The 24228-nt window shown below is 58.7% G+C and carries 17 protein-coding genes and 1 tRNA gene; 7 read left to right on the top strand and 11 right to left on the bottom strand.

The window, feature by feature from the left end; translation table 11 throughout:
• Nucleotides 1-8 precede the first annotated feature (8 nt).
• Together hemN and M5D89_RS03225 are read right to left on the bottom strand one after the other, a co-directional pair.
• Nucleotides 9-1394, bottom strand: coding sequence for an oxygen-independent coproporphyrinogen III oxidase (gene hemN / locus M5D89_RS03230; RefSeq protein WP_248884357.1), 1386 nt, complete (start codon nt 1392-1394; stop codon nt 9-11).
• Complete coding sequence (locus M5D89_RS03225; RefSeq protein WP_248884356.1) at nt 1391-2353, bottom strand: LysR family transcriptional regulator; 963 nt, start codon at nt 2351-2353, stop codon at nt 1391-1393. The genes hemN and M5D89_RS03225 overlap by 4 nt, the downstream gene beginning before the upstream one ends.
• 243 nt (nt 2354-2596) lie before the next feature.
• Between M5D89_RS03225 and M5D89_RS03220 the strand changes: the two genes are divergently transcribed.
• From M5D89_RS03220 to M5D89_RS03205, 4 genes are all read left to right on the top strand, one after another.
• Nucleotides 2597-3904, top strand: a complete 1308-nt coding sequence (locus M5D89_RS03220; protein ID WP_248884355.1) for an OprO/OprP family phosphate-selective porin — start codon at nt 2597-2599, stop codon at nt 3902-3904.
• 84 nt (nt 3905-3988) lie between these two features.
• Nucleotides 3989-5275: an esterase-like activity of phytase family protein gene (locus M5D89_RS03215; protein ID WP_248884354.1), complete on the top strand. Its 1287-nt coding sequence runs from the start codon at nt 3989-3991 to the stop codon at nt 5273-5275.
• Nucleotides 5276-5413: 138 nt separating this feature from the next.
• Nucleotides 5414-6745 carry an OprD family outer membrane porin gene (locus M5D89_RS03210; protein WP_248884353.1) on the top strand — a complete coding sequence of 444 codons (1332 nt, stop codon included), beginning with the start codon at nt 5414-5416 and terminating at the stop codon, nt 6743-6745.
• Between the two features lie 50 nt (nt 6746-6795).
• Nucleotides 6796-7344: an OmpA family protein gene (locus tag M5D89_RS03205; RefSeq protein WP_248884351.1), complete on the top strand. Its 549-nt coding sequence runs from the start codon at nt 6796-6798 to the stop codon at nt 7342-7344.
• Between the two features lie 83 nt (nt 7345-7427).
• Here the strand turns inward: M5D89_RS03205 and waaF are convergent, their stop codons facing one another.
• Genes waaF through M5D89_RS03175 form a run of 6 tightly spaced genes read right to left on the bottom strand, consistent with a single transcriptional unit; the run spans nt 7428 to nt 13929 of the window.
• A complete protein-coding gene (gene waaF / locus M5D89_RS03200) occupies nt 7428-8513 on the bottom strand; it encodes a lipopolysaccharide heptosyltransferase II (protein ID WP_248884350.1) in 1086 nt (361 codons plus the stop codon).
• Nucleotides 8513-9283, bottom strand: a complete 771-nt coding sequence (locus M5D89_RS03195; protein ID WP_248884349.1) for an RMD1 family protein — start codon at nt 9281-9283, stop codon at nt 8513-8515. The genes waaF and M5D89_RS03195 overlap by 1 nt, the downstream gene beginning before the upstream one ends.
• 4 nt (nt 9284-9287) lie before the next feature.
• Nucleotides 9288-10670, bottom strand: a complete 1383-nt coding sequence (locus M5D89_RS03190) for an FAD-binding oxidoreductase (RefSeq protein WP_248884347.1) — start codon at nt 10668-10670, stop codon at nt 9288-9290.
• Complete coding sequence (gene rfaE2 / locus M5D89_RS03185; RefSeq protein ID WP_248884345.1) at nt 10667-11743, bottom strand: D-glycero-beta-D-manno-heptose 1-phosphate adenylyltransferase; 1077 nt, start codon at nt 11741-11743, stop codon at nt 10667-10669. Before rfaE2 ends, M5D89_RS03190 begins: the two co-directional genes overlap by 4 nt.
• The gene (locus tag M5D89_RS03180; RefSeq protein WP_248884344.1) at nt 11740-12105 is read right to left on the bottom strand and encodes a YraN family protein; all 366 of its coding nucleotides are present in this window, start codon (nt 12103-12105) and stop codon (nt 11740-11742) included. Before M5D89_RS03180 ends, rfaE2 begins: the two co-directional genes overlap by 4 nt.
• Before the next feature lie 3 nt (nt 12106-12108).
• Nucleotides 12109-13929 carry a penicillin-binding protein activator gene (locus M5D89_RS03175; RefSeq protein ID WP_248884343.1) on the bottom strand — a complete coding sequence of 607 codons (1821 nt, stop codon included), beginning with the start codon at nt 13927-13929 and terminating at the stop codon, nt 12109-12111.
• A gap of 59 nt (nt 13930-13988) precedes the next feature.
• Here M5D89_RS03175 and rsmI point away from each other — a divergent pair, with 59 nt between their 5' ends.
• The 3 genes from rsmI (at nt 13989) to M5D89_RS03160 (ending at nt 16166) form a co-directional block, all read left to right on the top strand.
• Nucleotides 13989-14843 (top strand): 16S rRNA (cytidine(1402)-2'-O)-methyltransferase, encoded by an 855-nt coding sequence (gene rsmI, locus M5D89_RS03170; protein ID WP_248884341.1) that lies wholly within the window; start codon nt 13989-13991, stop codon nt 14841-14843.
• A gap of 14 nt (nt 14844-14857) precedes the next feature.
• Nucleotides 14858-14933, top strand: a tRNA-Phe gene (locus M5D89_RS03165).
• A 204-nt stretch (nt 14934-15137) separates the two neighbouring features.
• Nucleotides 15138-16166, top strand: a complete 1029-nt coding sequence (locus M5D89_RS03160) for an integrase (protein ID WP_248884339.1) — start codon at nt 15138-15140, stop codon at nt 16164-16166.
• An 80-nt stretch (nt 16167-16246) separates the two neighbouring features.
• On the opposite strand, the gene M5D89_RS03155 is transcribed toward M5D89_RS03160, so the two are convergent.
• The 3 genes from M5D89_RS03155 to M5D89_RS03145 are packed head-to-tail and all read right to left on the bottom strand — an operon-like array spanning nt 16247 to nt 23970.
• Entirely contained in the window at nt 16247-18934 is a 2688-nt protein-coding gene (locus M5D89_RS03155; protein ID WP_248884338.1) for a TrlF family AAA-like ATPase, read from the bottom strand.
• 45 nt (nt 18935-18979) lie between these two features.
• Nucleotides 18980-21235: a DNA methyltransferase gene (locus M5D89_RS03150; protein ID WP_248884337.1), complete on the bottom strand. Its 2256-nt coding sequence runs from the start codon at nt 21233-21235 to the stop codon at nt 18980-18982.
• A 2-nt stretch (nt 21236-21237) separates the two neighbouring features.
• Nucleotides 21238-23970: a DEAD/DEAH box helicase gene (locus M5D89_RS03145; protein WP_248884335.1), complete on the bottom strand. Its 2733-nt coding sequence runs from the start codon at nt 23968-23970 to the stop codon at nt 21238-21240.
• Between the last annotated feature and the right edge of the window lie 258 nt (nt 23971-24228).

Genomic DNA, 24228 nt, shown 5'->3' with positions numbered 1-24228 from the left:
ACAAACCCTCAAATCACCCGCGAGAACTGCGTCTTGCCGCGCTCCAGATAGGCATCAAAGGCCATGCAGACGTGGCGCACCAGGAGGCGACCGCGCGGCAATACTTCGATCTCTGTCGCGGAGCGGCGCAGCAGACCATCCGCTTCCATCTGTGCCAAAGCGGGAATCGCGGACGCAAAATAAGGATCAAAAGCAATCCCGAAACGCGTCTCGATGGCGGGAATCGACAGACGAAAATCACAGATGAGGCGGGTAATGACCTCCCGCCGCAGCAGGTCGTCCGCGCTGAGTCGCAGGCCTCGCTCCACGGGCAAGTGTCCGGCGTCGAGCTGCGCTCCCCACTGTTCGAGATCCTTCAGATTCTGGCTGTAACTGGGGCCAATCATGGCGATGGCACTCATGCCAACGGCCAGCAGATCGGCATCGGCATGGGTCGAATACCCTTGAAAATTGCGATAGAGCTGCCCCTGCTGCTGCGCTCGCGTGAGCTCGTCATCGGGCAAGGCGAAATGATCCATGCCAATGTACACATAGCCCGCCGCCTGCAATGCGGCAATACTCTCCTGCAAAATCTGTAGTTTTTGCGCCGGACTGGGTAAATCGGCATCATGAATGCGTCGCTGCGGCGCAAAGCGCTCCGGCAGATGGGCATAGTTGAACAGGGAAAGGCGATCGGGACGCAACTGCAGCACGGCGGCAACCGTCTCTGCAAAGCTCGCTGGTGTTTGCAAGGGCAAACCATAAATCAGATCCAGGCTGATGGAGCGATAACCCAGCGCCCGGGCTTCCTGCATCAGCTCCTCCACCAGGCTCAGACTCTGCTCCCGATGCACCGCTTTCTGCACCGCGGGATCGAGATCCTGCACCCCCATGCTGAGCCGATTCCAGCCCCGTTGCCGCAGCAAAGCCAAGACCCCCGGCTCAATCGCCCGGGGATCGACCTCGATACCATATTCTCCCGAGTCATCATCGCGGAGCTGAAATTGCGTCTGAATCCCATCCACCAAACGTTCCAAATCTCCGTGCAGCAGAAACGTTGGCGTGCCGCCACCGAAATGCAGCTGCTCCACCGGCCGCTCGCCATCCACATCCCGGCGCAGCAATTCCATTTCTTGGAGAATTCGCCGCACGTAGGGCGCACCCCACTCGCGATGGCGTGTTACCACCTTGGTACAAGCACAATAGAAACAGAGGTTCTCGCAGAAGGGGATATGAAAATACAGGGACAGGGGGCGAGCGCGGGCGTTGCTCTCCCGCAGCTCACGGCGCAACGCCGTTTCTCCGAAGTCCGCAGAAAACTGCGGTGCAGTAGGATAAGAGGTATAACGCGGCCCGGGCCGGTCGTAGCGTTGCAAGAGCTCCGCGTCAAAATCCAGGGTCTGAGGAGAATTCATAGGGGCTCCGATACCGATGTTTCGACCGTGCTTTCCTGATGGCGAATACCACGCAGCTCTCGCTGGGCGCTATTACGAAGTTCCTGCAGGAAGGCCTGTAGATGGGGCTGCGCACTCTGCCCGGGAAGGGTGGCGGCCTGAAGCTCTTGCCAGAGGCCGGTCGGCCCCAGAGGCAGGGCGCGGACATAGCCCCGGTCGCCATAACTACTGACTGCCCAGGCCGGCAGTGCCGCCACACCCTGGCCGGAAGCCACGAGCTGCAGAATGATCACCGTCAACTCCGCCTGCCGACGGCGCCACGGTTGCACCCCCGCTGGTCGCAGGAATTCCCGGAAAAGATCGAGGCGTTGATCTTCGACCGGGTAGGTAATGACCGTCTCTTCCAGAAAATCCTCCGGGCGGAGAAAGGCTTGATTGGCCAGCGGATGCCGCGGACTCAGCAGCCCCAGCACCTCGTAGCCAAACAGGGTGTGCAGTTCGATGTCTCCCGCCGCCACGGATTCTGGCGCACTCAGGATCGCCAAGTCCGCCTGATAGTTTCGTAACAGCAGGAGCGGATCCTGCTGAAAACCCGACACGATATCCATCTCCACATCTGGCCAAGCACTGCGAAAGCAATCCATCGCTGGGGTAAGCCAATCGAAGCAGGTATGACACTCGACGGCGATACGTAAGCGCCCGCCACGACCACTGGCCAAGCGGCGCAATTCTTCCTGGGTGCGACGTAGGGCAGGCAACACTTCCCGCGCCAGGGCATAGAGGCGCTCCCCCGCCGGACTGAGGCGTAGCGGATGACCACCGTCGCGAGCGAAGATTTTGATCTCCAGTTCATTTTCCAACCCACGCAGCTGGTGCGACAGGGCCGATTGCGTCAGATGCAGGCGCTGCGCCGCCGCCGCAATACTGCCATGCTGCAGGATCGCTTCAATGGTGCGCAATTGGCGGATCTCAATCGGCATCGACGACGCCTCTCTGGGAAGAGAAGTCAATATCATACGCCAGGGCGCGCAACCTGGGCAGTCTCCGCTTGTCACAAAAGTGTCACGGAACCTTCATAAAAGTGTCACAAAGTTCTGCTAGGATTCCGCAATCAAATCGATAGTGTAAAGAGCGTATGCAACTATCTAGAGCAGTCTCTACTCAGAGGCTGCCCACGGGTCGTGCTCTTTGCAGTATCCACCTACTGTACAGGGAGCTCGACAATGCGTAACAAAACCATTCTGGTGGCCTTGGCCGCCCTAACCGCTGTACCCTTCTGCGCCCAGGCCGACGAATCCACGGTCCTGCGGTCCAGCAGCGATGATTTTTCTTTGATGCTGGGCGGCCGCATCCAGGCCGACTATGCCACCTACTTCAACAAATCGGTGATCGCGCCCAATGGCAAGGTCAGCGACATCATGGGGCCGGCGGGGGCCAAGTTGCGCCGAGCGCGGATCTTCACCGCCGGCAAGATCGCCGATGAATGGAAGTTCAAGTTCCAGTATGAATTCACCGATTCCGGCGCGGCGGGCTTCAGGGATGCCTACTTTGCCTATACTGGCGTGATGCCCGGCAACACTATCACCCTCGGCCAATCCAAGACCTTCTTCACCATGGATCAGCTGAACAGCTCCAACGACAACGTCTTCATGGAGCGTCCCCTGCTGGAAGGCCTGGACACCTACGGGGATCGGCGTATGGGGTTGAAGATCACCCAGAGCGGCGACAACTGGATGCTCGGACTCGGCGGCTTCATGAATGCCTTGGATGAAAAGCAGTACACCAAATACAGCGGCGTCGCACGCACGGCTTATACTTCACAGCAAAGTTTAGCGAGCATTTCCAATACCGCTACCAACCAAAGTGGCATTTACACCATCTCCGGTCGCGCCACTTACGTTCCCGTGCACGCCAAGGGGAGTGATCTCTATTTTGGTGCCAACCTCAACTATACCGGCTTTGGGGACAAGAATGCCGCGGCCTTTTACGGCACCCGTCCCGAAACCAGCGTCTCCGGCACCAAGCTTTTGGAGGCCTATGTCAGCAATCCCAGCAGTCAGTTCATTTACACCTTGGAAACCGCGGCGGTGGCGGGCCCCTTCTCTATCGAGGGTGCCTATGTCGGCACGAACGTCTCCCGTCGTCTGGGTCTGCCTACGGCCAGTTTCAATGGCTATTACGTGCAGGCCAGCTACATTCTCACCGGCCAGTCGCGCAATTTCAAACCCAAGCTTGGGGAATTCCACTATCTCAAGGACATCGGCAAGGGTGGCGCCTGGGAAGTGGCCCTGCGCTACGATCGCCTCAACCTGAACGACGCCAATGCCGGTATCTACGGTGGCCGGGGTTATAACCTGACGGCAGGATTGAACTGGTATGCGAATGAGCATGTCCGCCTCATGCTCGACTACAGCCACGCCCATGTGGGCGACATCCCCGGCACGCAGCCGGCAGGTGCCACGTGGTGGAATGATCCCAAGTACAACACCGACCTGAACCTCGTGCAGTTCCGCGGGCAATTCCTGTTCTGATGCAGCGACCGAGGCGGTGTACGCCCCGGCGTTTTTACGCATAGAGCCTCTCCTTCGGGGGAGGCTTTTTTCCGGAGAAAGCCGATGAAAAAGTTGGTTTTATTACTCTCTCTTGTGCTTACGGGCGCGTCTGTCGCCCAAGCCGACGAGCTGGATAGTGCCGTTTTACGCCAGTCCCTGGCAGAGGTCTCGGTCGTCGGTCACTCGCTGCACCTCAGCGAAGGTCCGGGCAGTGGGCTAGCCCATGCGGCCGGCACGCCCTGGGATCAATTCTATTCCGTGAGTGACCGGGGACCGAACATCCCCTGCAAGCATTCGGGCAAAATCCTCGGCAAAGCGGTTTGCCAAGAGCCCGAAGTGATTTTTCCCCTCCCTGCGTATACACCGAGCATCTATCCCCTCCAGATTGGGGCGCATGGGGTTCAGCTGCGTGGCAAGCCGATCCCGTTACACGCCGCCAATGGTCAACAACTCACCGGCTTGCCACCCGCCCTGCCAAACGCGGAGCATCCCGTCTCTGCACAGCTGCAGCCCTTGCCTAACAGCGCCGATGGGATAGACAGCGAGTGCATCGCTGCGCTGCAGCAAGGCGGCTTCTGGATCGGCGAGGAATATGGCCCCAGCCTCCTGCGGGTGACGAGCAACGGAGAGGTGGTGGAGCGCTTGGTGCCCAAAGGCAGCGCAGAATACTACCAAGGGAGTGCCGTCCCGGTACGCGCCGTTTTGCCGCCCCTGTTGGCTCGGCGCGCCCTGAATCGCGGCTTTGAGGGGATGGCCTTGGCGCCAGACCAAAAGCTGCTTTTTGTCGCGCTGCAAAGCCCCCTGGCCAATCCCGATGCCAACGCCGCCAAGCATGGGCGGATGGATCGCTTGATCGCCCTGCATTTGGATGCGCAGGGAAATTTTGCGGGCATGGCCGGTGGTTACGCCCTGGAATTCCCCAAGATCGAAGATTTTGCCCCTGGCCTCAAACAGAAGGATCTCAAGCTTTCGGCCTTGAGCGCGGTGGATGATCATCGTGTGCTGATCCTCTTGCGTGCCGGGCACAAGGTCGCCGTGCTGCTGGCAAACATCCAGGGCGCGAGCAACCTGATCGGTACGGCTTGGGCTCATCCAGCCACCCAGCCGAGTCTGGAGACCCAGAGCGACCCCAGCCAGATGGGGGTCCAGACCATCGCCCTGCAACCGATCTGGGAGAGTAGCGATACCTTTGGCAGAGGCCTGGGCAAGATCGAGGGCATGAGCCTGGTGGACGGCAAGAGCCTGCTCTTCATCAGTGACAATGACTTTGGTATCGATGGAGAGAAAAGCACGGTCTGGCAGGTTCCCTTGAGCCCGGAGGCGCAAGGTTTGCTGGCCGCTGCACACTGAACCACTGCTCCTCTTCGGGTAGTTATTTTATATCTAATAGGATATAACGTCACAAAAGATTCATTGGAATGTCATCAAGCTGTCACATTTCGCTGATATGTTGTGGCTGTTGTAAATACACCGAAGAGGAGAATGCCCATGTTGTCGAAGCACCGCACCACCGCCCTGGCTGTCCTGCTGGCCCTTGGCGGCTTCAGCACCGTCGCTCAGGCTAATGATAGCCTGAAAGATTTCATCCTCCACAGCAAAGTGGACGGACAAGTCCGTATGTACCAGTTCAACCGCTTCTTTGGCAAAAATGCGACCAACCTCCAGGCATTCTCGCTCGGTGGCTACATCAACGCCCATACCGCCTCTCTTGCGGGATTCAGCGCTGATGTCGGCTTCTACACCGCCAATAGCCTGGGCGCAAATCGGGTAGATCCCGACGTTACCTTGATGGGCACGGGCACGTCTATCAACGCTCTTGGCCAGGCCTATCTGCAGTACTCCATGCCGGATATTGTGCTGCTTCGCGCCGGCAACCAGATCGTCAACACACCCTTCGTCAACAGTTCCGACTCCCGTGTCATTCCGGCCACGTTCCAAGGCGTGTTTGCACAGGTAACACCCTATTGCGGCTGGAATCTCTACGGGATGCGCATGTTCCGCTGGAAGAGCCGAACCTCCGGCAATTACTACCTGGACAATCTGTATTACAAGACGGGCTTCGACGGCGATCCCATCTATGGCGGTGCCGCAGATTTGCCGATCAATGAACCCGCTGCCAATGGTATTCTGGCCTTTGGTACCAGCTACAAGAATTATGGGATTGACGCCCAAGCCTGGTACTACAATTTCTACGGCTTCGCCAACATGTTCTACGGTGATGCGGCCTATACCTTCAAGACCGGGGCGGGCATCAATCCGTTCATCGGAGCACAGGTGGTCCGGGAGTGGGATGCCAGTAGCCGGCTCAATGGCAGCAACGTCGGTGTCGGAACGATCGACGGCTTCAAGGGCAACGGCGTCAACAGCACCGTTTGGGGCGTGAAGGCGGGCTTTGACTATGACGGCGGCAATGCCTTCCTCGGCAAGGGCGCGTTCACGGCTGCCTACAACCAGATCGAATATCATCCCGGCGCCATTGGCGGCGGTGCCGTGATATCCCCGTACACTGTGGGTTATGCCACCGACCCCCTCTATACCACGTCCATGATCCGCGGCCTGGTGGAAATGGGGCCCGGTTCTGGCTGGAAGATTGGTGTAGCCCAACATCTCTTGGGCAATCAATTCCTGTTCCAAACGGCCTATGCCCAATACCATCTGCAGAATGCGGGTTACGCCAATGACATCTACGGCGATCTGACCTACTTTCCGCAAGGCTTCCTGAAGGGCCTGTCGATCCGTGATCGCGTAGAGGTCGCCCACGGTGATCTGAGCACCGGTTACTTCATCTACAACCGCGTGATGTTAACTTACGATTTCTAAGGCTCGAATGGGTGCGGCACTGCGCCGCACCCTGCTCGGAGGAAAAAAAGATGCGCTACATCCCCACGCTATTGTTGTCTACGCTGGTGCTCGCCGCGGCCGGTTGTGCCGAAGCGCCTTTCCAAGGTTGTCCCGCAGGTAAGGCTCCTGTCGCCGCCCCAGCACCCACGCCGGTGCCAGTACCTGCTCCGGCCCCTGCACCGATTGCCCCCGTACAGAAAACCGTATTGGAGAGCAAACCCATCACCATCACTGGGATCAACTTCAAGCTCAATTCCTACAAGCTTCTCGACCACGACATCCATGTCCTGGATGAGGTCGCTGCCTTTGCCGAAAAGCATCCCGATGCGGTCCTGGATGTGAACGGCTACTGCAGCAAGGTCGGTAGCTATGCCTACAACCTCAAGCTCTCGAAACAGCGCGCGGAAAGCGTAGCGAAGTATCTCGAGGCCCATGGGGTGGCGCAGGATCGCATGGTGCTCAAGGGACATTCCTACGAGGACCCGGTCGCCAGCAACGCGACGCCCGCGGGCCGTTTCCAGAATCAGCGCGTAGAGGTCAACTCTACGATCAAGGTGGAAAAGACGGTTACCGAATGATGGCTTTTCCTATCTAACCCTTTCAACCCTGCAGTGCTTCGGCATTGCTCCTCCTCTGACTGGCCCCGCTCGCGGGGCTTTTTTTATATTCTGGGCGCAGGGATCTGCGCGAGCACCATGCTGGCGCTGATCTCTTCGAGGCAGCGCTGATGCCGTAACGGACACTCCCTCTTGCCACAGGGGCTGCAGGGGAGATCCAGATGCAACAGTTTCGCCCCCGGCGAGAGCGGCGGCGTCATTTGCACGGGAGTCGGGCCATACAAGGCAACGACCTGGCTACCTACCGCTCCGGCGACATGCATCAGGCCAGAGTCGTTACTGACGGTGACTGGTGCCAGGGACAGCAGGTCAATCGCCTGCAACAACGTCGTCTTTCCACCCAAATCCCGTACATCCGGCACCTGGGCCGCGATTTCCTGGGTAATCGCCGCGTCCTTCGGACTACCGAATAGCCAAACCTGCCGGCCCTGCGCGAGCAAGGCACGGGCAAGCTCGACCCAATGGTGCACCGGCCAGCGCTTGGCCGGCCCAAACTCCGCCCCAGGCGCCAGCGCTACAGGATGACTATGGGGATCCAGGGCAAATTGTTGCCAGGCCAGACTTCGCGCATCTTGGTCCACCACCAGGCGCGGCGCCGGCAGCTCGCGCGGTTGCGGCAGCCGCGGTGGGAGCCCCAAAGACACATACTGATCCACTGTGCGCGGCAATTTTTTGCGATTGAGGCGATGGGGGTCGGAGAGCAACCAGCCGCGCATTTCCCGGCGGAAACCACTGCGTACTGGGATCTTCATCCAGTAGGGGATGAGCGCCGACTTGAAACTGTTGGGCAGGCAAATGGCCCAATCGTAATCCGTGGGCACGAGCTTGCGCGCCAGCTCCCGCCGGGCCGCCCAGCCCAGACGCCCATGGGGGATATCCAGCAGGATAGTCTGGCGAATTTCCGCCATCCGTTGCCCCAAAGGGGCTGTACTCGGCGGCGCGAGGAGGTCGATCTGCAACTGGGGCCAGCGGCGTCGCATCACCTGAAACAGAACTTGCGCCATGACCGTGTCACCCACCCAGGAGGGCGCGATGACCAAAACCTGCGCCGGGTCATTGCTCCGTGCCAGGCGGGTCATGCGTTGCGGCGAGGCCGACAGCATATCCAGCAGGGGCGGTTCAGTTTCCATTACCAGAGGTATCCGGCCAACATCACCAGCAGCTCTACCGTGATCAGGATGATGATGATCCACTCCAGAATCGTTTCCCGCTCGTGGCGGCTGGCCACAACAATCACCTCCAGCCCCTCACGAATGGCATCCAGCTTTTCATCGAGGGCACGAAAGCGGCTGGTGAGTTCCAGATCTGCCGAAAGCTCGCGGGAGAGCAGTTCCAGGCCCGGGGTCTCCCAGACGATATCGGGATTGTCGAGAACGGCGAGGCGGGACAGGATTTCCGTGCGGGTTGCCGAGGTCGAGGCAAGAAAACGTAAATAGCCGCCCCGACGCCCTGGCAGACGGCCACTGCGGGTCACCTCGGAGAGGAGGTTGAGGGTCGTTTCGAGAAGGTTTTCCACGGCCTCCTCATGCAGTTCCAGGGCCAGGCTTTGCGCCAAGCGCAGGGCAACGAGGAAGAGCCGCTCGTCGTCGAAGGCGCGCAGCACGACCCCCTCCTTACCCACGCCGTCGCGCTCGCCAACCCGCAGTTGTAACTCTTCTACCTGCGGTTCTCCTATCGCGTTGAATTCCGCTTGCAGGCGCGCCATGATGCGTGCCTGCAGGGCCGGCCCTGCCGCATAGAAGCAGACCACGCCGGAGCGAAATAGCACCACCCGCGTATCGCCGTCACGCAACATGCGGTGCGCAGGACCGTCGTAGACCCGCTCCATGTCGAAATCTTCCGTCCAGCTTTTGAGCTGAATCTGCCGCACCGGCTGAATGGCGTGGAAAAAAGGCTGCATGAACTCAGTCGTCGGGAAACAGTTTGCCGGGATTCAAAATCCCATGGGGATCAAAAAGAGACTTGATCTGCTTTTGTAGGTGGAGACTCACAGGATCGAGCTCGCGCGCCACGAACGAGCGCTTGACGCTACCGATGCCATGTTCGCCAGAGAGGGTCCCGCCGAGGGCCAGCACGGTCTGAAACAGCCGGTCGAGACCTCGTTGCGCGTGGAGCATCTTGTCGTCTCGCGCCGGATCGACGAGCAGGTTCACATGCAGATTGCCATTACCGGCATGGCCGAAGCTGACGATCTGCAAATGCTCCGTCCGCGCGATCTCGTCGATGACGGCGAGCAATTCGCACAGCTTTGGCACCGGCACTACCACGTCTTCGTTGATTTTCAGGGGAGCCATTGCCTTGGTCGCGGGCGAGAGGGCTTTGCGTGCGGTCCACAACGCCGCGATGCTTGCCGCGTCCTGCCCGGTTTCCAGCTGCAGCAATCCCTCTCCCGCGAGGGCCGATGCCATCAGCTCGAGTTGCGACGCGATGGTCTCTGCCGCACCATCGACTTCGATCATCAGCAGGGCACTCGCCGCCTCCGGCAGCGAAGCCGCCGCACCCATATGGCGTATGGCCGCCAAGGCATGCGCATCCATGAACTCTACTGCACTGGGAAGAATTGCCTGCTGCATGACCCGATTCACCGCCGCACAGGCGGCACGGGTCTGGGCATAGGCTGCCCGCAGCAGAGCGCGCTCCGGCGCGCGGGGCACGAGGCGCAGAGTCGCTTCGGTGATCAGGGCCAGGGTTCCCTCGCTGCCCACCAACAAGCGCGTGAGATCATAGCCGACCACGCCCTTACTGGTGCGCACCCCCGTATCCAGTGTTTCTCCGCGTCCGGTAACCGCGCGCAGGGCCAACACATAATCGCGGGTGACACCATATTTGACCGCATGGGGTCCGCCGGCATTCATGGCCAAATTGCCAGCAATCCGACAGTAGGGACTGCTGCCGGGATCGGGGGGATAGCTCAGGCCATCGGCAGCGGCGATCCGGTCGATTTCCGCGGTAATGCAGCCGCTCTGCACCCGTATCAAGCGCTCCTGCGGCGCGTACTCGAGAATTTCTTGCATGCATTCAAAAGAAACCACTGCCCCGCCGGCAACGGGAAGGGCGCCCCCCACATTTCCCGAGCCCGCAGCGCGCGCCGTCAACGGCAAACCATGGCGCCCCGCGAGGCGGACGATGGCCTGTACCTCTTCATGGCTATGGGGGAACAGTACCACCGCGGGCATACACACTTCCGGGGTATCGTCCCGACTATACAGCTCGCGCGTAAAGATATCGTCGCGCGCGCGCTCGGCACCCAGGCAGGCCTTCAATCCCGCAATGGCGTTTTGCGTCATGGCTGCGATTCCCGAATGCGCTGCAGCAGACTCGTGGTACTGCGCTCATGCTGGAAGGGAATACTCAGAACTCGCCCCCCCCAACTTTCCACCTCGGTAGCACCAACAATCTTCTCCACCGGCCAGTCGCCCCCTTTCACCAGCACCTCTGGTCGCAACCGCTGAATCAAGCGCAAGGGCGTATCATCCGCAAAGGTAGTCACAAAATCTACGGCAGAGAGGCCAGCGAGCACGGCTTGGCGATCCACCAGGGAGTTGATCGGTCGGTCGTTTCCCTTGCCCAGTCGGCGTACCGAATCGTCGCCGTTTACCGCCACGACCAGGCAGGCCCCCTCGGCACGCGCCTCGAGCAAATATTGGACATGCCCTCGATGCAAAAGATCAAAGACCCCATTGGTAAACACCAGGGGCCGCTGAATGGCCACGCGCTGCGCAAGCTCTTCCCAATCATTCAAGATCTTCGCCGCACACAGATCAGACGGCGAGGGAGATGCCTCGCGCTGCGCCGCATCGACCGCTGCACAAAGGCTATGAATCAGCAGAAGATGGATCTCCTGGATTCGGGCGGTGCGCGTATGGGGCACCCGCAGTTCGATATCGCCGGGGCGCAGCAGCGCAGCCAGGGCGCCGCCATCCCGTCCGGTAAAGGCGAGAATCCACATCCCCCGCTCCTGCGCCACCTGCACGGCGGCGAGGACATTGGCCGAGTTTCCCGAGGTACTGAATACCACCAAGCCATCGCCGGAGCGGCCCAGGGCGGCTACCTGGCGGGCGAAGACCTGGTCATAATCGAGATCATTGGCAATTGAGGTCAAGACGGCGCCATCGCAACTCAGGGCTACGGCCGGCAGCGGGCGGCGCCAGCCCTCGAAACGATTGACCAGCTCGGAAGCGAGGTGCTGCGCGTCCCCTGCCGAGCCGCCGTTGCCACAGCTCAGTAATTTTCCGCCGCGGCGCAGGGTGGAAAGAATAAGCGTCTCGGCATGATGGCAGGGCGCCGCCAGGACGTCGAGGTTAGCGAGAACGGTGCGGTGTTCTTGCAGTTGCTCTTGCCAGTAGGAGGATGAGGTCATCGGCTCGGTACCTGAAAGGCGTCGCGAATCCACTCCCCAGGCGCATCGCCGTCGAAACTGACGACGTCAAAACGACAGGGCCAGCGCTGATACTGGGGATATCGCAACAAAAAATATTGCGCCGCCCGAATGATCCGCTGTTGCTTGCGCGGACCAATACTTGCTGCGGCGTTCCCTTGTCGATCATGCCGGCGGCTACGTACCTCGACAAAGATCACATGCTCCTGATCCTGGGCGATCAGGTCGATCTCGCCCGTACGGCAACGAAAATTGCGCTGCAGAATACGCATACCGCTGGCGTGGAGCAGATTCCCGGCGCGCTCCTCGTGCCGCTGACCAATCTCTTGCGTGGGGGATGGCATGCCTCAGGGTTCCGGCAATTGCGGTAGAACCTGCATGACGCCATCCTGCCAGCTCACCCAGCGCAGCCTGCGTTTACCGTCGTGCTCCGGCGGTGACGAAATGCCCATCGCCCCCGCACTGTCCTGGGCAGAAGCACTTGCCCCCAGGATCTGCGCCAACAGCCCATAGGCCTCCACCCCCAATCCCGCCATCCGCCACTGCTTGGCTGTCGCCTGCGGCAAGCTCTGCTTCACCGCCTGAGCGGCGGGGCCGTTGGCGATATTCGGATCGAAGACCCAGGGCATCCCCAGGGCATAAGTGCGAGCATCTGCCAGACCGCCAGTATGCTCCGCACCGAAGCTAGGGATTCCGGCCAATAAAATTGGCCGCGCGCTACGCGCACGAATGGCGGTAACAATGGCGGATAAATCCGCTGGTGAAGCGACCAAAAACACAAATGCGCGGCGACCGAGTGAAGGGCCGACGGCCTCCCGTACGGCGGTTGCGCCATCACCAGCGCGGTAATGCGCGACGCCAGCCACCGCGCCACCGAGGCCTTTCCACATTTGCAAAAAGGCTGCCTGCAGATTGGCGCCCTCCGCATCCAGGGGATAAAGCACAGCCGCCTGCCGATATCCTGCCTGGTAGGCGTCCTCGGCTACCCGCCGCGCTGTTACCCGCAGGCTAATATCAAAGTCATGGACTCCTGCTGGGACATGGCTGCCCGGATTACCCAAGAGCAGTATGGGCGGATCACTGGGATGCCGAGCCCCGAGCACGGCTCGGATGTCTTGCGGTAAGGCAGGACCCACAAAGGCCTTGCACCCTGCCTCCACGCCCGAAGCATATTCCGTAGCGTTCAAAGCGGGGTCACTCGTATCGCTCAACTCCTGGACTACTGGTCCCGACTGTTGCTGGGCTGCCGCTCGAAGCCCGGCCACAAAAGCCAGGGTATCATCGGCAAAGCGCCCAGTGGTTGGTAATAACGTGCAAATTGCGCCACGCGCCGCGCTTGTCACTGCGGTGGCAGAGTGATGTTCATAATGGATGTCGGGATGACCAGGATGCGCCTGTAACCAAGCCGCAAAGGCCGCCTCCCGGCTGCCTGGGTCGGCATGGTCGCGAGCGATCAAGGCAAATGCAAGCCACTCCTGCACGATGGGGTCGCCACTTCGGCCTTGCCAATTTTTCAGTTTCGCCGCGCTTTGCGCATCAAGAAGAGCGTGAATTTGTTGCCGGTTTTTTTCTTTTTCGGGCCCAGACAATAGGGCGTCCCGCTTCACGAGAAAATCTAGCGCCGTAAGGTCATGATTCTCGCCTTCATAAATTTTGGCCAGTTGTTCCATGACCTCGGCACGGCGGCCCGTGGCAACACCACTAGTACTCAGTAACTCGGCAAACGAACCGCGGGCAAGCTTATTCTGTCCATCGTGTAAGTAGGCCTGCGCCTGAATCCATAATGCTGACGCGCGTTGGGACGGCTCATGGGTCAAGCGCAGCACTTCGGCACTCAGCAATTCCGCCACTTGCGGCCGTTTGCCCTCCAGGGACGCCTGTGCTGCCTTGAGCAGATAATCGAGCTGTTTCTCTTCACCACTTGCCGCCGCCGCCTGGATGTAGGCCTTGGCAGCAGCGAGATCCTGCCCTCGGGCCAAGAGACGATCGCCTTCCTGTGCCTGGCTGATCTCGGGCGTGGACATCGTTGCTGGCGCAGAGGTTGTCGCAGAGGGTGCTTCGCTCGGCGACTGTGGCATACTGGCGCAGGCACTGAGCAACGCCCCAAGCAGCGCCACTCCAATCGAGCGCCAGAGCAAGGGCGCAGAAGAAGAGGGAGTTCCGTACATGGGCAGAGTGTAGGGAGAAGACTGCAGGTGCGCAATTAGTGGCGAATGCGTCAATTCGTATGGAAAAAGCCGTCGGTCGTTTATTCATTGTAGGGACGCCCATTGGCAATCTCGAGGACCTTTCGCCCCGAGCACGGCGGGTTTTGGGTGCGGTCGACCGGGTGTTGGTCGAAGACCGACGCCATGCCCAGCGCCTGTTTCAAAGCATCGGCCTACAACCGCGTACGGAACCGCTGCACGAGCACAACGAACGCGAGCAGATCCCACGCATTCTCGCGTTTCTGCAGGCCGGCGAGCAACTTGCGCTGATCTCTGATGCCGGCATGCCCCTCGTCTCTGATCCCGGCTATCCCCTGATTCGCGAACTACGCCGAGCGGGGACGGAAATTATCGTTGTCCCCGGACCCTCCGCTTCTCTGGCAGCTCTGGTACTGGCCGGACTGCCAACAGACCGCTTTGTGTTTGAGGGATTTCTGCCCGCAAAACGGGGGGCACGCCAAGAGCGACTGCGGGCCATTCGTGACGAAGCCCGCAGCCTGATTTTCTATGAAGCACCGCATCGGATCCTGGCCACCTTGCAGGACATGATCGATACCTTTGCTGGCGACCGAGCAGCGGTTCTAGCCCGAGAGATCACCAAGTTGCATGAGGAAGCCCTCGGGGAAACTCTGCAAGAGGTATGGGAGGTGTTGACCGCGGCGCCTGAGCGTCAGCGCGGAGAAATGTGCCTGGTCGTGGCCGGCGCACCGGCACACGAGACTACCGAAGTCGAGCTCGACCGCTGGCTCCGTCCACTGCTCCAAGAGCTACCTCTCGCCCAGGCGGTGCGCATAGCCGAAGCCCAGAGCGGCGTTTCCCATCGTCGCGTGTATCAGCGGGCCCTTGCCTTGACTTCAGCAGCGGAGTCGGATTAAATCGCCATCCTCACGCCCAGGTAGCTCAGTCGGTAGAGCAGAGGACTGAAAATCCTCGTGTCGGTGGTTCGATTCCGCCCCTGGGCACCATATAAATCAAATAGATAAAGATAAATCAGAGCGCCAGAATAAAGCGATTGGCACAGTTCTGGCACAGAAACAGCCAATCCGATCGGCGGACAAAAAATCCCCTGTTCCTGCCGGAATCCCAATAGATACGGACTCCACAGCCTCTTGATTTTGGCACACCAGCCGAATACCTTGTCTGAAACGATTCCGACAAGGCAGGCGAGCATGGCGAGCATCAACCGTCGTGGCAAGTATTGGCGGGTGCAGATCCGCAGGCAGGGTTATCCTTACCTGTCGGCCACCTTCGACACCAAGGCCGAAGCCACGGCCTGGGCGTTCAAGAAGGAAGCGGAACTCGACCGGCAGACCCCCGCAGAGGTTTGTCAACGCCTGGAGGCCCGGCAATACCGTCTTGCCGACGCGCTGTTGCGCTATGAGATGGACGTTCTCCCGGACAAGAAGCTCACCACCCGGAGGCGGGAATTGGGCATCATGGCCGATCTCAAGGGCACGTTCGGGGATCTGGCTTTGGCGGAGATCAGCGGCCAGCGGCTGGCCCTCATGGTGAAGCACTGGGAGCGGCCCAGCGAAGCGCACCCCAAGGGATTGGGTCCGCACTCCATCCGGCTATACCTGGCACTGATCTCACATCTCTACACCATTGCCCGGTCGGAATGGGGTATGGCCGATCTCATCAATCCAGTGCCCCTGGTGCGCAAGCCCAAACTCCCCCGGGGACGGGACCGAAGGCTTGTCGGCGATGAAGAAGAGCGGTTGTTGGCGGTGTGTGAAAAGACGAATCCAGAACTAGCGGATATCGTGCGTTTTGCCATCGAGACGGCCATGCGCCAAGCCGAGATCATGGGCCTGACCTGGGATCGGGTGGATTTCCGCAATCACACAGTCTTTCTGCAAGATACGAAGAACGGGGAGACCCGTCTGGTACCGCTGTCCATCGTTGCGGAAGAGTGTCTCAAGCGGCAGCGGGAGCGGCACAGTACGGACCCCAAAAGCAGGGTCTGGAGCTATACCACCGACGGCATGCGGGCCAGCTATTTCAAGGCGCTCAAGAAGGTAGGTATTGAGGGTTTGACCTTTCACGATCTGCGTCACGAGGCTACCAGCCGCCTTTGTGAGCGCGGCTTGCCGATCATGACGGTGCAGGCTATAACCGGTCATAAGTCCACGCAGATGCTGAAGCGTTATACGCATATCTCGGCTGGGGCTCTGGTGGCGGCGGTGCGGGGCGTGTAGATACCTTGTATTGTTCGGTGGCGCTCTTGCCGCCAGCCGACCCGGAAGCTATTTTGGGTTAGCGTGTGAGCTTCCTGCCATTAGAAGCCATATTTTTGGCGGCGCATCTCAAAAGCAGCTTTTCCACCCTCAAGAATTTCCTCGACCATTTCGCGCACGGGCTCCATATCAATCGAGCCCATATGCCGTTCGTTGATGCGCCCTTGAACAGTCTCATGCTGAATGCCAGTTGAAAGACCGATAATCAGCTCGGCATCACCAAGGACCGGGATATTGGCATTATGTGTCGAGAAGACAAACTGCCGTTTACGTTTTTCACCCTTCATCGTCGGCACAATGCCCTCGGTAATGAAGCGATTGTCGAGATCGTCTTCAGGCTGATCTACAACAAGAGGGGCTTCAGACTCCAGCAGCAGCAGCAAGAGAACGGCCGTCGCCTTTTGACCTGTCGAAAGAGCTTCGATTGTTTGCCACGTTTCCGGCTCGCCTTCGGCCGATGTATTCAGCTCGATCTTGGTGGTTGCAGGTAACTCCAGTTCTTCCAGCCTCATAAAAATATCAGCCCCTGCCTGGGCAAGCCGCTCTGCAGCCGCGGGCGGAAGGCCGTAGTTGCTGACGAGCGAATCTTTACCCTCACGGCAGCGTTGTGCGAAATCCAGCAGCGACAGGGTATTGCGACTTCTCAAACGCTCTAGCAGCGCAGCCAGGTTGCCGCCAATTTGGTCCCGCAATAGCTTTTCGAGCGGCTCACGATTGCCCCCCATCGTGACCATGGCCCGCACCCGACCATTAAGTTTCTTGGAGACGCTCTTGGCTGCCTTCTCCAGGGCGCGGTACTCGGCGGATTGAAAATTGAACCAGGTATCGAGCAAATTGCGCCGGTTTTCCTGGTAAGCGGCCAAGTCACGAAGGAGGGTTTCCTTCCTTTCCCGGAGCGGCCTCAATTCCTCGATCTGGCGGCGTAGGTGGATGAATTCCTCACCGTCAACCTTGGACTTCTGAAGTTCGCGCAAGAGTGCCTGATAGGTGACTTCTACTATTTGCCGTCGCTCGTCCCAACGGCTACGCAATGCCAACAGGCCAGCGTTGGACATGGAAAGTGTCTGCTCAATCAGCATGGCGATTGCTTGAAGTTGCACAGTTACTTGGTCAAGAATGGCTGCACCCCCGATCAGCATCGCGCTGTTCGGGAGACCTTCCAACGCCTTCGCAGATAAAAAAGCAGTATCGATCGGCAGGAACTCGGCTAGCTCCTGGCGCAATGTCGCAACCGGAGTCAGTCTTTCCTTGATGGTCGCTAAAATTCGCTCTTCCCGCACCAGAAGACTCTTCTCTTTCAGGCGTTCCTCTAGACCGGCATCCTGAAATCGCTTTTGTGTCTCTTCCAGGCCCGGCAAAAGGCTGAGGCGCTCGTCGATCAGCTTGATTCCTCTTTGCACATCGGCAATCCGGCCGCGCGAGCGCTCCAGTTCCAGGCGCAATTCCGCCTTCTGGGCACCGGCATTCGGATCACGTTTGACAAACCGCTCCAGTAGAAGCGTCAGCTTCTCACGACTCTTGGTCAGCTCAGAAAGTTCATGTTGGCCGAATATCTCAACGCCCGGCACCACATCAAAGGGCAACAAATTTAGAACTGCACCAGACTCGTCTTTGACAACAGGCGGATTGGGTATTGTTCGCTCGATCGTGTAATCCTGCTTCGCAGGATGATGAGATCGTACCAGCAGTGAAATCTTGGTGCCGCTTTTCAGGACGTGTCTCAGAACGCCTTGGTGCGCCTTGTTTGCCTCATCTCCAATGGGGTCGATCGCCAGAGCGTAGCGAAGACTTTCGACGATAGTTGATTTCCCCGTCCCCCGACCACCCACTAGCACATTCAGGTTACCATTGAAGTGCAGTCGCGTTCCGTCAAGGAAACCACCTTCCCAGGCCATGGCGATGAATTCCGCATGTGGCTCTGGATGCGGATCGCTGTGTAGACGTATCCGAGATTCAGGATCGAGAAAAGCTTGACGTAGGCCTTCTACCGACAGTGCCGACATCTTTATAAAGCAGCTTGACCGCGGTTCAGCTAAATCCTCTGGGCTATTCACATCGGAGGCATTTATGACGGCGACATGGCGCTCGCGTTTGTGCGCCGCATCTTTGTTTTTCAGGATGCCGCGCATGCTTTGCGGTGCGTTTTCAACCGGCCCAGGCAGCGCGCAGGCGCAAAGATTGTCGGACTTCCACGCGTTTATGCGCGGCTGACCCTCAAGTGTCGCCAACAAACCGTTGTCTGCTGCGACATGAGCGGCGATCGCAATACCACCCTGGCGATGGACGCGATCCAGCAGATCAAGACAGTTCTTGTCACCTAGCGGTGAAAGTGCAGTGTGATCGTGCACACCCAAATCGCCAATAAAACGTTCCATGAGGCCGTCTTTATTGGGATCATAGAGGCATAAGAAATGGACACCATCACTGGACGCAGCCTCGAAGCCACTGAACACGAAAATACCCGCCGCACGAGCCTCATTGATTAAACTCAGGGAGTCGCTGATCCGATAATGATCGGTAACGGCAATGGCCTCGATCTTGTTGGCATGGCAAGCCGCGATGATCGCCGCGTTGTATTCAGCTCCGTTTTGAAAGGTGGACTGTTTGGCATGGCGACTGTGATAAGCAAAAGGATTAACCTGAAGCGCACAACGGTAGAACCGGGCACCATTGGGCTGTTTCAGCGCCTCGTTAAGCGCTTGGGATCGTGTCATGTTATTTTGCATCATCCCTATCTCCTGCCCGCCATTCATATATTTTTACTCCGGGGTGCATTAACCAACATTCACTGGCACTAGGGTCATCGTATCGTTGCCGAAGATGTCGATAACTTTCACAGCTACGGTATAACGCCCGGGTCTGTCGTAGGTATGCACGGTGGTAATCAGCTCTAGATCGCGGTTCTGGCGGGTGCGGAAGCTCTGCCATTCGTTCTCGAAGATGTAGCCGCCCGTCCAGCGATCCTCGAACTGCGGCAAGGCCACTTCACCCTGCGATGCCTCAAGACCAGGAAGAGAAGCGAACTCGCTGATGCCAGTGCCAACGGGCACCTTGATGATCTCCTTGCGACTCATGTAGTCGAAGTCCACGGCCCAATAGTCCACCCAGTCCGTCCAGTGCCTAGTCAGACGTTCCTTGGTGACAATTCCTTCCTTGTTCTTGCTCGCCTTATAGAGTTGCCCCTGTTCGCACATCACCTCGCTCTTGCCTTCCTTCATGGCGGCAATTGCAGCCTCGGCGGCCCCTTGGGTGTAATAGACGGAAAAGTCGGTCAGTTCGATGGTCACTGCGAACTTGTTCTTCTTGTTATAGCGCGGCGTGGCTTCGACGAAGCTGATGTCGTGGAACACGACCTGACCCTTGTCGATGGCCCGCTTGTCGAATACTTCGGTGGGGATGTATTTCGGGGACAAATCAATGCCCTTGCTGCGAGCCTCCTCAAGCACTGCCGGAAATAATCCCATCTCGAACTCGAAGGCCAGTATATCCACACGGGACGCGCTGCGCTTGCGACACTCGGTGATGACTTCCTCGACAAACAGTCTCCCCACGGGCAGGTTGATCGGACCGATGACCACAAGACGCCCATTGCGCGCTCCGTGGAAGAAACCGTCTTGCGGCTGTGCGCCTTCGTTGCCGCCGAGGCCGGTAGCCTTGTAGGCGCGGAGAATCAGTTGGCGGAACTCGTTTTCCTTTTGGGTCAGCGCCTGTTCCTTCTGCTTGCCGGTAAGGCGGCCGCCGACGTTGAGATATGCCTGCCGCTCGTAGCGGCCCAGGTTCAACACTTCGAAGGCACGGAAGTCTTTTCCAGCGACTTTCAGTTTGCGCTGAACGTCGATCAGGCGCTTGCGTGTGGTATGAATGCCGAACTTGCCGAGGTCGGTGGCGATCCATTTGCGTCCCAGTTTTTCCGCCACCGCTGCCGTGGTACCAGAACCGCAGAAAAAATCAGCTACGAGATCCCCTTCATGGCTGCTGGCTTTGATGATGCGTTCAAGTAGGGCTTCAGGTTTCTGTGTGGGATAGTTTAAACGTTCCGAAGCCGCGGACTGAATTGATTGAATGTCGGACCAGACGTCTTCAGGTAGCTTACCTTCGTCAAGGTAGTATCGGTACAGCCTCTTCTTCCCTGTCCCCCATTTTTCCACATAACGGCGACCATCTTCATCTACTCCCATGCGGCCGCCGTAGTTTTCGCCTTTTTCGTCTTGCTTGTGAGGTGTAAAGGCAAAGCGCACAGAATCTTGGTTGAAGATGGGACTATCGGTTTTCGAGAAATAAAAGATGGTGTTGTGTTTCCTGGCCCAATGCTTCGCCCCCTTCCCTCCCTGTGTGAAGTGCCAGATGATTTCGTTACGAAATCCAGCGGCACCGTTGTCGCCACCTCTACCAAATACTTCGTCAAGCACTAGCCGTATGAGGCTATCTAACCGCCAATCGCAATGCACATAGATGCTCCCGTCCTCCGCCAGCAAATCGCGTATCAAAATCAACCGCTCGTAGATCATGCTGATGAACGAATCTGCCCCTCTCCCCCAGGTGTCGCGGTAGGCGATCTGTTCCAGCAGGTTTGGCTCTTTGTGGAAGGTCTCACCGCCGATCTCGATGTCAATGGAGAAGTCCGCGCCAACGTCAAAGGGCGGGTCGATGTACACCAGCTTGAGGCCGCCGGCGTCCTCGATCTGCTGGCGCAGGGCACCCGCTTTGAGCGAAGACAGGATCAGCTTGTTGTCGCCCCAGATGAGCTTATTTGTCCACCCCTTGACCTGCCGGCCGCGAGGATCGAATAGCTCGCCCTGGGTCTTGGTCTCGGTGCGCGGCTCGTCCACGTGCTCCAGTGTCTGAAAGGGCAGCACCGTGGTACATACGTCTCGCGTTTTGCCATTCCAGACCAACTCGACTTCGCGCTTGTCCTCGAACAGGATGAAGCGATATTTCTCCGGCAAGGCCTTGCCTTGCTGGATCAAAGTCACTAGGTCGCGTAGCTCGGCTTCGCTCAGGTCATAGGCTTTCTTGTCTTGTTTTGCCATGCTTAGCCCTTGCTTTCTTGGTCTTGGTAGTCACGGAATACGCTGGCCAGCCCCGCGAATGTGGAAGGCTTGTGTTGCGTGAAGCTCTCCTGATCGACATAGACGAAGTGGTAGCTCGGCCCCCCATTGTTTTTGCTAGCCTCAGTTGCGTCTTCGCACCATTGGTGCAGGCGAGCCATTTTCTGCGGCAAGTCGATCTCCTCGCGGCCCTTGGTCTCGACGATCCATACCTTGCCGTCCGTGGTACGTACAAGGAAATCCGGCGTGTAGGTGGATAGCTCGCCGTTGGCCTTGACGTATTCGATCTTAAAGCCCACGGCCATGTAGTTCTTGCCGAATGCCTGCACGTCGGGCGCGCTCTCCAGGAACGCGGCAAAGGCCAGTTCCAGACTGTCTGCATTGGCCTCGCCGACGATGCGGTTGAACACTGATTTCTTCGCCTGGACGAAGCCGCGCGGCTCGGTTCGGAACGGCCGGGTGTCGCGCAACCGGATGTAACCGTCGATCCGCGAGCTGTCGCCTTCGTAGATCGTCAGCGCGTTGATCGCTGCACGAAAGTGGTTGAATACCACCTTGCCAACTTCCGGCTCGGATAGGTTGCGCAGGACCACCGGGTCTTCCAGATCGACGGAGCTGGTGAAGAGATGGTCGCGGAGAAAGGTCTTGACCTTTGGATAGAGTTGGTCGTAGCCACCAACGAGGCGTAAATCTTTGAGTAGCTGACGCGCAAAAAATGCCACCACGGAACGGTAATCACCTGGGCCGCTGCCATCCAGCAGCATCGTGTGATCGACCTCACCTTCGAGCATGGTCTTGAAGACGATTTCGCGGGTTTCTTCCGGCGAGAAGGTCTTGATCGGCAGCTTCTGGTTGCCGAAGTGTTCTGGCTCCAGCTCGGTCAGGTCTTTGAATTCCCGGTTGTAGCGCCGGGTCAGGCGCGGCACCGCGATGTCGAGTTCGTCGATATTTTTGTCAGGGGATTCCGTTTCAACCTCAACGACAAGAGAATCTTGCCGTGCGCGCCCGTCGGCGCCGCCCATCGGCACACGGTCGAAGGTGACGCCTTCGTTCTGGATGGATTCCACGAAATCCATGAAGGCCGGGGTGCCCATGACCGAAACCGTCTCGCGCTGCTCACTGCCGAAATACATGCGGCGCAGGCCGCGCCCGAGGGTTTGCTCCGGCAGGATGTTGCTCTTGGCGGCATAGGCTCGCAGGCCGACGATGGTGGTGACGTTGCGCACGTCCCAACCTTCCTTGAGCATCAGCACTGAAACAATCGCCTTGTAGGGCGACTTCCAGGTGTCGATTTCATTGGACTGCTTGCGCAGCAGCTCCAGCTCTTCCTTGCTCTTGCTGGAGGCCGCCTCGGAAATCTCGCCGTTGTTCTTGGTGTGGATCACCAGAACCGCGCCCTGCAGTTCCGGACAAATCTTCTCCAAGTGGCTGCCCACCTCGTCGCAGTTCTTGGTGTCGTCTACCATGACGAACAGCACCGCCTTCTTGCCCAGCTTCTCGTGTTCGGCGTAGCTCTTGCGCCATTCCTCGATGCCCAGGTTGAGGTAATCGGCGTATTTCTCGGAGATGATCGGGCTTTGGTGCTCGGCAAGCTTGGCGCGGCTGGCAGCATCCGGCAGCACCGGATGCTTGACCACGTTCTGGGCAATGGCCTCGACGAGCGGATAATCACTCACCGTCTGCACGAAGATCGCGCCGTTGTCGTGGCGGGGGGTGGCCGTCACGTCCACCTGAATGGATAGCTGCAGGTCCTTCTGCAGCAGCTTGTGGTGGATGTCCTGGATGCACTGGAACCAGGCCAAGCGGCTGTCGTGGATGTGGTGCGCCTCGTCATTGAACACGGCGAGCTCATCGATCTCGCGCACGATTTCGCCCAGGTCGGTGTTGCTGTCGGTGGTCTTGCCAACGGGCTTGGCACCGAACGGCGCGAGGAAGTAGTTGCGCAGGTCATCATCCTCCAGCGAGGGCTCTGTCACCTCGCCGAGATAGACTCGGTGAATGTTGGTCAGGAAAAGATTGCCTGTCTGCCGAACGATGCGCACGTCGTCCTGGATGTGCAGGGCCATCTGAAAATCGTCCCGCCAGTTGTGGCCAGCATGGCCATTGTCAGGCAGCACCGGATCATTGAAGAAGATGCGTAGCCCGTCGAAGTCGCTGCGAAGACGGTCGAGCACAATGATATTGGGTGCGATCAGCAGGAAGTTGCGTGCCAACGCCGAATCCGGCTCATAGAGCTTATGAAAGTAGCTCCAGGCGATCAGCAGCGACAGCACCTTGGTCTTGCCTGCGCCAGTTGCCATCTTGACCACGAAACGTGGCCAAGCCTCATCGAACATATTGGCCGACACGGCACCAGAGGCGTCGAAACGCAACAGATCGAACTTGTCGCGCGCACCGCGCACATCATAAAGCCAGATGACCGTCTCGACCGCTTCGCGCTGCGCGAAGTAATAGCGGAACTGGCTTTGTGCGCCATCGACCTGCTCGATCAGGTGATCGATGTCAAACCACCAAGTCAGCAAGTCGCGTGAGGTGGCCGATGCGCCCGCGTAGCCGGCATCACGCCACACTTTGACCTCTTCACGAACCTTGGCGACTAGGGGCGGCAAAAGTTTTTCATAGGCGGTGCTGCGCAGTTCTTCCGCCGCAGGGAACCAGCGTAAGTCTGGAGGCAATATCTCGTAGGGAGAGCGTGGGAAATTCGGGTGCAATGCCATGCGGTTGGAGTTCCTCTCCCTTTGAAACTATATTTCCGGCTTTCCGACAGGGCTCTACCGCTTCTACTGGCGTTTCGTGCTACGCGCACGGACACCTCGCAATAGCCGGTAGCCTGACCGACCCCACTTGTCCGTCTTGTGTAGCGTAACCTACACCGAGTTTATTTGTCGATGTTGTACGAAGGAACCATCTAGAGATCAATAAACTCGATTAGGGCCGTAGTCGGCCGAAAGGGAGTAACCCTGGATTTCTGATGA

This window comes from Acidithiobacillus acidisediminis (assembly GCF_023277115.1).
Taxonomy (GTDB): domain Bacteria; phylum Pseudomonadota; class Gammaproteobacteria; order Acidithiobacillales; family Acidithiobacillaceae; genus Igneacidithiobacillus; species Igneacidithiobacillus acidisediminis.
This window is presented reverse-complemented; position numbering and strand designations above follow the sequence as displayed.

Bases quoted from the DNA above. Each gene is read 5' to 3' on its own strand.
- M5D89_RS03160 (WP_248884339.1), top strand. From the start codon at position 15,138: ATGGCGAGCATCAACCGTCGTGGCAAGTATTGGCGGGTGCAGATCCGC.
- rsmI (WP_248884341.1), top strand. From the start codon at position 13,989: ATGGAAAAAGCCGTCGGTCGTTTATTCATTGTAGGGACGCCCATTGGC.
- M5D89_RS03225 (WP_248884356.1), bottom strand. From the start codon at position 2,353: ATGCCGATTGAGATCCGCCAATTGCGCACCATTGAAGCGATCCTGCAG.
- M5D89_RS03195 (WP_248884349.1), bottom strand. From the start codon at position 9,283: ATGCAGCCTTTTTTCCACGCCATTCAGCCGGTGCGGCAGATTCAGCTC.
- M5D89_RS03190 (WP_248884347.1), bottom strand. From the start codon at position 10,670: ATGACGCAAAACGCCATTGCGGGATTGAAGGCCTGCCTGGGTGCCGAG.
- rfaE2 (WP_248884345.1), bottom strand. From the start codon at position 11,743: ATGACCTCATCCTCCTACTGGCAAGAGCAACTGCAAGAACACCGCACC.
- M5D89_RS03210 (WP_248884353.1), top strand. From the start codon at position 5,414: ATGTTGTCGAAGCACCGCACCACCGCCCTGGCTGTCCTGCTGGCCCTT.
- M5D89_RS03215 (WP_248884354.1), top strand. From the start codon at position 3,989: ATGAAAAAGTTGGTTTTATTACTCTCTCTTGTGCTTACGGGCGCGTCT.
- hemN (WP_248884357.1), bottom strand. From the start codon at position 1,394: ATGAATTCTCCTCAGACCCTGGATTTTGACGCGGAGCTCTTGCAACGC.
- M5D89_RS03180 (WP_248884344.1), bottom strand. From the start codon at position 12,105: ATGCCATCCCCCACGCAAGAGATTGGTCAGCGGCACGAGGAGCGCGCC.
- M5D89_RS03205 (WP_248884351.1), top strand. From the start codon at position 6,796: ATGCGCTACATCCCCACGCTATTGTTGTCTACGCTGGTGCTCGCCGCG.
- M5D89_RS03155 (WP_248884338.1), bottom strand. From the start codon at position 18,934: ATGATGCAAAATAACATGACACGATCCCAAGCGCTTAACGAGGCGCTG.
- M5D89_RS03145 (WP_248884335.1), bottom strand. From the start codon at position 23,970: ATGGCATTGCACCCGAATTTCCCACGCTCTCCCTACGAGATATTGCCT.
- M5D89_RS03220 (WP_248884355.1), top strand. From the start codon at position 2,597: ATGCGTAACAAAACCATTCTGGTGGCCTTGGCCGCCCTAACCGCTGTA.
- waaF (WP_248884350.1), bottom strand. From the start codon at position 8,513: ATGGAAACTGAACCGCCCCTGCTGGATATGCTGTCGGCCTCGCCGCAA.
- M5D89_RS03150 (WP_248884337.1), bottom strand. From the start codon at position 21,235: ATGGCAAAACAAGACAAGAAAGCCTATGACCTGAGCGAAGCCGAGCTA.
- M5D89_RS03175 (WP_248884343.1), bottom strand. From the start codon at position 13,929: ATGTACGGAACTCCCTCTTCTTCTGCGCCCTTGCTCTGGCGCTCGATT.